The sequence below is a fragment of the Flavobacterium sp. genome, from assembly GCF_024642105.1.
GTDB lineage: Bacteria > Bacteroidota > Bacteroidia > Flavobacteriales > Flavobacteriaceae > Flavobacterium.
On sequence record NZ_JAHEBT010000016.1, the window covers coordinates 1 to 7,874 of the forward strand.

Sequence of the window (7,874 nt, forward strand, 5' to 3'; positions counted from 1 at the left end):
GATATGGCGTTTCAAGAATATTACTGATATTCTGTTTAATAAGCCTACGTTGTTTTCTGAATATACAGAAATGGTGAATGTTTTATTTTCCATAGTATTAACTTAATCGAATATCGGAAACTGAAGCTCCTGTTGGAATCATTGGAAATACGTTGTTCTCTTTTTCTACCAAAACTTCTAAGAAATACGATTCTTTCGAAGCCATCATTTCGGCAACTGCTGCATCCAAATCTTCACGTTTTGTTACTTTCTTTGCTTTAATGTAATACCCTTCGGCAATAGCAATAAAGTTAGGATTAATCATTTCTGTAGAAGCATAACGTTTGTCAAAAAACAGTTGTTGCCATTGGCGCACCATTCCTAAAAACTCATTATTCAATACCACGATCTTCACTGGAACTTGTGTTTGAAAAATGGTACCCAATTCTTGAATCGTCATTTGGAAACCACCATCGCCAATAATAGCAACTACTTCTCGATCTGGTCGTCCCATTTTAGCCCCAATAGCTGCAGGTAAAGCAAATCCCATAGTTCCTAAACCTCCAGAGGTAATATTACTTTTGGTCGAATTGAATTTTGAATAACGACAGGTAAACATTTGATGTTGCCCCACGTCTGAAACCATAATTGCATCCCCTTTCGAGTGTTTGTTAATCATTTCGATGGTTTCTCCCATAGAGATCCCTTCTTTTTTCGGTTTCAATTCGTCATCAATAACCGCTTCTAATTCAACTTTATATTTTTCTTTGAATTCGTTATGCCAAGATTCGTGCTTCTTAGCCTCTACAAGTGGTAGTATTGCAGCCAAAGCTTCTTTTACATCTCCTAAAACGGCAACCTCTGTTTTTACATTTTTATCTACTTCAGCAGGATCAATTTCAAAGTGAATTACTTTGGCTTGCTTTGCATAGGTTTCTAAATTACCCGTAACACGATCATCAAAACGCATTCCTAATGCAATTAATACATCACATTCATTTGTCAAAACATTAGGCCCGTAATTTCCGTGCATCCCTACCATACCTACATTTAAAGGATGATCTGTTGGTAATGCTGAAAGGCCTAAAACAGTCCATGCAGCTGGAATTCCTGTTTTTTCTACAAATGCTTTTAATTCCGCTTCTGCTTCTCCAAGAATAATTCCTTGACCAAAAACAATCAGTGGTTTTTTAGCGCTATTAATTACTGCTGCTGCTGCTGCAACTTGATCTAATTTTAAAGTAGGTTTTGGAATGTAACTTCTAATGCTAGTGCATTTTTTATAACTGAAATCCAATTCGTCAAATTGTGCATTTTTAGTAATATCAATTAATACAGGACCTGGACGACCTGATTTTGCGATATAAAATGCTTTTGCAATAATCTCTGGAATTTCGTCTGCTTCTGTAATTTGGTAATTCCATTTAGTTACAGGAGTCGAAATACTGATAATATCCGTTTCTTGAAACGCATCCGAACCCAACAAATGCTTTCCTACTTGTCCAGTAATACATACTAAAGGCGTAGAATCAATTTGTGCATCGGCAATTCCAGTTACTAAATTAGTAGCTCCTGGTCCTGAAGTAGCAATAGCTACCCCTACTTTTCCTGTTGCTCTGGCAAATCCTTGAGCAGCATGCGTTGCTCCTTGCTCATGGCGTACCAAAACATGGTGTAATTCTTCTCTAAATTTATATAATTCGTCATAAACTGGCATAATAGCACCTCCTGGGTAACCATAAACCAAGTCTACTCCTTCTGCTAATAAGCATCTAATAACGGCTTCTGCACCTGATATTCTCATTTTTTTTACTCTATTTGATTATTTAAATAGCTCAGGACAATTCTTATTTATCAGTTACACAACCTGTTGAGGCACTTGAAACTGCTCTTGCATATTTTAGCAATACCCCTTGTGTTACTTTTAATGGTGGTTGCACCCAATTGGCTCTTCTTTTTGCCAATTCTTCATCAGATATTTTCAAATTAATGGTGTTTTTAACCGCATCAATTGTAATCACATCTCCGTTTTGAATTAAAGCAATAGCTCCACCTTCATACGCTTCTGGCGTTACGTGTCCTACAACGAAACCGTGCGAACCTCCAGAGAAACGTCCGTCAGTAATCAAAGCTACAGTACTTCCTAATCCTGCTCCCATGATTGCCGATGTTGGTTTCAACATTTCAGGCATACCTGGACCTCCTTTTGGACCACAATAACGAATGATGACTACATTACCCGGTTTTACTTCTCCTCCTCTTACTCCTTTGATTACATCATGCTCATTTTCATAAACAATTGCAGTACCCTCAAAGAATTCTCCTTCTTTACCACTAATTTTAGCTACACAACCTTCAGTTGCAATATTTCCATATAAAATTTGAATATTTCCAGTAGATTTCAATGCTTTTTGAATTTCGTATACTACTTCTTGACCATCATTCAAATCAGGAACTAGTGCCAAATTTTCAGCTAATGTTTTTCCTGTTACGGTCAAACAATCTCCGTGTAAAAATCCTTCTTTCAATAAATATTTCATTACTGCAGGAACACCACCTACCTCATGTAAATCTTCCATCAAGTATTTTCCACTTGGTTTTAAGTCAGCCAATAAAGGTGTTTTATCACTAATATCTTGGAAATCTTTTAATGTCAACTCAATCCCAACTGAATGCGCAATAGCAATCAAGTGCATTACTGCATTGGTAGAACCACCTAAAACTGCGACCATCGTAATGGCATTTTCAAATGCTTTACGTGTCATAATATCTCTAGGTTTGATGTCTTTTTCTAACAGAATTCTAATAGCTTTCCCAGCATCAACACATTCTTGTTTTTTTTCTGGGCTTAACGCTGGATTAGACGAACTATAAGGCAAACTCATTCCTAATGCTTCAATTGCCGATGACATCGTATTAGCAGTGTACATTCCACCACAAGCACCTGCGCCTGGACATGCATTTTGAATTACTCCTTTAAAATCCTCTGGTGTAATCGTGTTGTTGAATTTCTTTCCTAAAGCTTCAAAAGCCGAAACGATATTCAACGATTCTCCTTTCCATTTTCCAGGATGAATTGATCCTCCGTACACCATAATAGAAGGACGATTTACCCTACCCATTGCCATTAATGATCCGGGCATATTCTTGTCACAACCTGGAACAGCAATCATGGCATCATACCATTGCGCTCCCATAACTGCTTCAATAGAATCAGCAATAATATCTCTAGACACTAATGAAAAACGCATTCCATCATTTCCATTAGAAATACCGTCACTTACTCCAATAGTATTAAAAATCAATCCCACTAAATCAGCATCCCAAACTCCCGCTTTAATTTCTTTAGCCAAATCATTCAAGTGCATGTTACAGGTATTTCCATCATATCCCATGCTCACAATTCCAACCTGCGCTTTTTTAAGATCTTCTTCAGTTAATCCAATTCCGTACAACATCGCTTGAGAAGCGGGTTGTGTTTCGTCCTGAGTGATTATCTTACTGTATTTATTTAATTCCATTACACAATTATTTTTTTATTTTTTTACAAAAAAAAACCTTCCAATTTATTTGGAAGGTTCTAAATATTCTTTTAGTTATATTTATACCATTCCCTCTTCATTTGTGTTTACCACAATGACATTAATAATTGAAGAAAAAATAGTAGTGCTTTTCATAGTTATTTATTTTGAGCAAAAGTATAAAAACTAATACAACCCAAAAAACTATTCTACATTTTTTTAGCATTCAATTAAAAATGCTTTTACTGTATCAACCTAAACAATCGTCGATTGCCCTAATTGAACAAAATCTTTTTTGAAATACAAATCCCCTTCATTTAGAATATAGTTGGCAACAAAGTCCCCTACTTCATTCGTTCCAAATTGAGAATCTACTTTCAAATCCACGGTGACGACATTGCTTACTATTGCTTTCTCTACCGCGGCAATTACTTTTTTTGATTCGGTAATCAAACCAAAATGTTCTAATAATAAAGCTACAGAAAGTATTGACGCAATTGGGTTGGCTATATTTTTTCCTTTCGCTTCGGTATAACAACCGTGAATGGGTTCAAATAAAGAATGTTGCTCTCCCAAAGAAGCCGACGACATCAATCCGATAGAACCCGAAATTACACTGGCTTCATCAGACAAAATATCGCCAAATAAATTATCGGTTAACAAGACATCAAATTGTCTTGGATTAACTATAATTTGCATCGAAGCGTTGTCTACATACATGTATTCTAAAGTAACATCTGGATATGCTGCAGCAATTTTAGTCACTACTTTTCGCCATAATCTTGACGTTTCTAGTACATTGGCTTTGTCCACCAAAGTCACTTTTTTACGTCGTGTTTGTGCTGCTTTGAAAGCCAAATGCGAAATCTTTACAATTTCTTCTTCATTATATTCACACAAATCAGAAGCATACGTTCCTGCTTCGTTCGTCTTTTTTTCTCCAAAGTACATCCCGCCATTCAACTCTCTGTACACCACAAAATCAGTACCTTGAAGTACTTCTTTTTTAATTGGTGACGAATTCATCAACTTTGGATACGCTTTAATAGGTCTAATATTAGCAAACAAACCTAATTCTTTACGCAGTTTAAGTAAGCCTTGTTCTGGACGTACTTTTGCCTCTGGATTATTGTCATATTTTGGGTCACCAATAGCGCCAAACAAAATCGAATCCGTATTTCTACATAAATTCAAAGTTTGTTCTGGAAGTGGTTTTCCTGTTTTTTCAATAGCAATAGCGCCAATGTAAGCATCTTCAAAAACAAACTCGTGATGGTACACCACACCAATAGCATGCAAGGCTTTTTTAGCTTGCAAAGTAACCTCTGGACCGATTCCGTCTCCTGAAAGTACTGCTATTTTTAAATTCATTTTTTTACTCTTTATGGATTAGGCTTGTAAACATTTACTTGCTTCAACAATTTGATGAATATCTTCATCTAGTACTTCTTTCTTAATATCGGCAAATTTCAAGAATTCAACATAAACGATATCTAATTGTATTTTGGTCAATTCGTATCCTACTTTTTTAGCACGGTAAGCCAAAGCCGCTCTACCACTTCTAGCCGTAAGGATAATCGAAGATTCATTCACCCCTACATCCAAAGGATCGATAATTTCGTATGTCGCTCTATTTTTGATTACACCATCTTGGTGAATTCCAGAACTGTGAGCAAAGGCATTAGCACCAACAATTGCTTTGTTGGGTTGCACCATCATTCCCATACTATCTGAAACCAATCGGCTCATTTCATTCAATTGTTTTGAATTTACATCCGTATATAAATTCAAATAAGGATGTTGTTTGAACACCATTACTACTTCTTCTAAAGCTGTATTTCCAGCTCTTTCTCCAATACCATTAATAGTACACTCGATTTGACGCGCACCATTAATTGCACCTGCGATTGAATTGGCAGTAGCCATTCCTAAATCATTATGACAGTGACAAGAAATAGTCACATTATCAATTCCTTTTACGTTTTCTTTAAGGTATTTAATTTTTGCTCCGTACTCATCTGGCAAACAATATCCAGTAGTATCAGGGATATTAAGTACTGTAGCTCCTGATTTGATTACTTCTTCACAAACTTGCGCTAAGAAGGCATTATCCGTTCTACCCGCATCTTCGGCATAGAATTCTACATCTTCTACATACGATTTTGCGTGAGCAACAGCCGCTTTAGCTCTAGCAATAATATCTTCTTTGGTAGTATTTAATTTGTGTACAATGTGTGATTCAGAAGTACCAATTCCTGTATGGATACGAGGTTTTTTGGCATATTGCAGTGCTTGAGCAGCCACATCAATATCATTTTTAACTGCTCTAGTCAAACCACAAACAGTAGCATTTTTTACAATTTTACTGATTTCTGAAACAGATAAAAAATCTCCAGGGCTTGAAACAGGAAATCCCGCTTCGATAATATCAACACCCATTTCGTCTAATCGACCGGCAATAATTAGCTTTTGAGCAGTATCTAACTTGCATCCTGGGACCTGTTCGCCGTCTCTTAAGGTGGTGTCAAAAATTTGAACTTTATCTTTATTCATTTTCGTTTATTTAATGTAATTTCACATCTTGAAACAAAATTAGATTTTAATCGTTTACAACAAAAATCATTTTACTAAAATATACTGCTTATAAAGCCTTCAATTACTATATAAGCAACTGAAAATCAATATTTTAAATCTTTATATTTTACAATGGCTAACCATCAAAAAGATTTCTTATTTGTATTAATTAAATCCCTTTCAAAGTCTGAAAAACGCCAATTCAAGATTTTTGCTAGCCGATTAGAGACCAGTTCCAATACAAAATTCATTGAATTGTTCAATATTTTGGACAAATCCGAAGTCTATGACGAGAAACTCATTTTGAAAAGTGGTAGTATTAAAAAAGTACAATTATCCAATTTAAAATCGTATTTATACAAACAAATCTTAGTAAGTATTCGATTGAATATTCCAAGTCAGAATATTCGTTACCAACTGCGTGAACAAATTGATTTTGCTACTATTTTATACAATAAGGGATTGTACAAGCAGAGTTTAAAAATCTTGGACAAAACCAAACAACAAGCTCTAGAAAACGACGAAAAACACATGGCGTATGAAATTGTAGAATTCGAAAAACTAATCGAATCACAATACATAACCCGAAGTATTCAAGGGCGTGCTGATGAATTGGCCGTACAAGCCAAAGAGCTGAACTATCGCAATACTATTTCGAGTAAATTATCCAATCTATCGCTTCAGTTGTACGGCATTATGCTTAAAACCGGTTATGTAAAAAGCGACGAAGAATACCAACAAATTGACGATTATTTCAACAAACACATTGCTAAATTTGATGAGGATAAATTCGGATTTCGAGAGAAATATTGGTATTTTAATGCCAATCTTTGGCGAAGTTTCTTAGTTCAGGACTTTTTGTCTTGTTACAAATTTGCGCACAAATGGGTGACTCTTTTCTATGACAATCCTAATATGATTTATCTAAATCCTGTATTTTTCTTGAAGGGTAATCATTATTTATTGGAATCCTTGTTCATGTTGAAATACAAAACCAATTTCAAAAAGTATTTAGTTCAACTAGAAGAAACCATTAACGACCCTAAATTTCCGGTCAACGATAATATCGCTTCTTTGTCTTTTCTGTATTTATACAACAACAAATTAAATTTTCACATTCTTGAAGGTAGTTTTGCCGAAAGCGAATACTTGATTCCTGAGGTTTTATATAAAATGAATCAGCATAGTGAACATTTAGACGAACATCACGAAATGTTGTTTTATTATAAAATTGCTTGTATTTATTTTGGAAACGAAAAATACAATGAATCACTATTCTATTTGGAAAAAATCATCAACAATAAAAATCTTACGATGCGTGAAGATTTAATGTGTTTTGCACGCTTGTTATACTTGATTTTACACTATGAATTAGGTAATGATTATTACTTGGAGAATCAATTGAAGAGCACCTATAAATTCATGCTAAAAATGAATGACTTACACGAAGTTCAAAAAGAAATTATTCGCTTCTTAAAAAACCTAAATTCAATCTACCCAGGAGATATTAAAAAAGAGTTTATCAAGATGAAAGAGCGCTTTGTTGAGTTAGAGAAAAACACCTATGAAAAACGTGCTTTCTTGTATCTTGATATTATTTCGTGGTTAGAAAGCAAAATCGAAAATCGAAAAATTGGTGATATCATTCGTGAAAAAGCCCAATTAAGTAATCGATAAACCTACTTTTTTCTTCAATTAAAAATATTACTTACATTTGTGAGAAGCGTTTACGCTTTTTAAGATATTAAATACATACAATATGCAAAACATTCCTAGTGTTGACTTGCGTGATTTCCTGTC

5 protein-coding genes and 1 pseudogene are annotated in these 7,874 nt (G+C 34.8%); 1 reads left to right on the top strand and 5 read right to left on the bottom strand.

Features of this window, described 5'->3' with window-relative positions; all coding sequences use genetic code 11:
• The 5 genes and pseudogenes from Q0L65_RS03835 to Q0L65_RS03855 form a co-directional block, all read right to left on the bottom strand.
• Positions 1-93, bottom strand: a pseudogene (locus tag Q0L65_RS03835) (acetolactate synthase small subunit); the annotation flags it as partial.
• 4 nt (positions 94-97) lie between these two features.
• Entirely contained in the window at positions 98-1,783 is a 1,686-nt protein-coding gene (ilvB, locus tag Q0L65_RS03840) for a biosynthetic-type acetolactate synthase large subunit (RefSeq protein ID WP_296683694.1), read from the bottom strand.
• Between the two features lie 43 nt (positions 1,784-1,826).
• Positions 1,827-3,500, bottom strand: a complete 1,674-nt coding sequence (gene ilvD, locus Q0L65_RS03845; protein ID WP_296683695.1) for a dihydroxy-acid dehydratase — start codon at positions 3,498-3,500, stop codon at positions 1,827-1,829.
• 255 nt (positions 3,501-3,755) lie between these two features.
• On the bottom strand, positions 3,756-4,871 hold the full coding sequence (gene leuB, locus Q0L65_RS03850; RefSeq protein ID WP_296683697.1) for a 3-isopropylmalate dehydrogenase: 1,116 nt from the start codon (positions 4,869-4,871) through the stop codon (positions 3,756-3,758).
• Between the two features lie 18 nt (positions 4,872-4,889).
• The gene (locus Q0L65_RS03855; protein WP_296683699.1) at positions 4,890-6,053 is read right to left on the bottom strand and encodes a 2-isopropylmalate synthase; all 1,164 of its coding nucleotides are present in this window, start codon (positions 6,051-6,053) and stop codon (positions 4,890-4,892) included.
• A 153-nt stretch (positions 6,054-6,206) separates the two neighbouring features.
• Here Q0L65_RS03855 and Q0L65_RS03860 point away from each other — a divergent pair, with 153 nt between their 5' ends.
• Positions 6,207-7,751 (top strand): hypothetical protein, encoded by a 1,545-nt coding sequence (locus Q0L65_RS03860; RefSeq protein WP_296683701.1) that lies wholly within the window; start codon positions 6,207-6,209, stop codon positions 7,749-7,751.
• The last annotated feature ends 123 nt before the right edge of the window (positions 7,752-7,874 follow it).

What these genes read in the sequence shown, in the direction of transcription:
- Q0L65_RS03855 (WP_296683699.1), bottom strand. Translation starts at nt 6,053, where the DNA reads ATGAATAAAGATAAAGTTCAAATTTTTGACACCACCTTAAGAGACGGC.
- Q0L65_RS03860 (WP_296683701.1), top strand. Translation starts at nt 6,207, where the DNA reads ATGGCTAACCATCAAAAAGATTTCTTATTTGTATTAATTAAATCCCTT.
- ilvB (WP_296683694.1), bottom strand. Translation starts at nt 1,783, where the DNA reads ATGAGAATATCAGGTGCAGAAGCCGTTATTAGATGCTTATTAGCAGAA.
- leuB (WP_296683697.1), bottom strand. Translation starts at nt 4,871, where the DNA reads ATGAATTTAAAAATAGCAGTACTTTCAGGAGACGGAATCGGTCCAGAG.
- ilvD (WP_296683695.1), bottom strand. Translation starts at nt 3,500, where the DNA reads ATGGAATTAAATAAATACAGTAAGATAATCACTCAGGACGAAACACAA.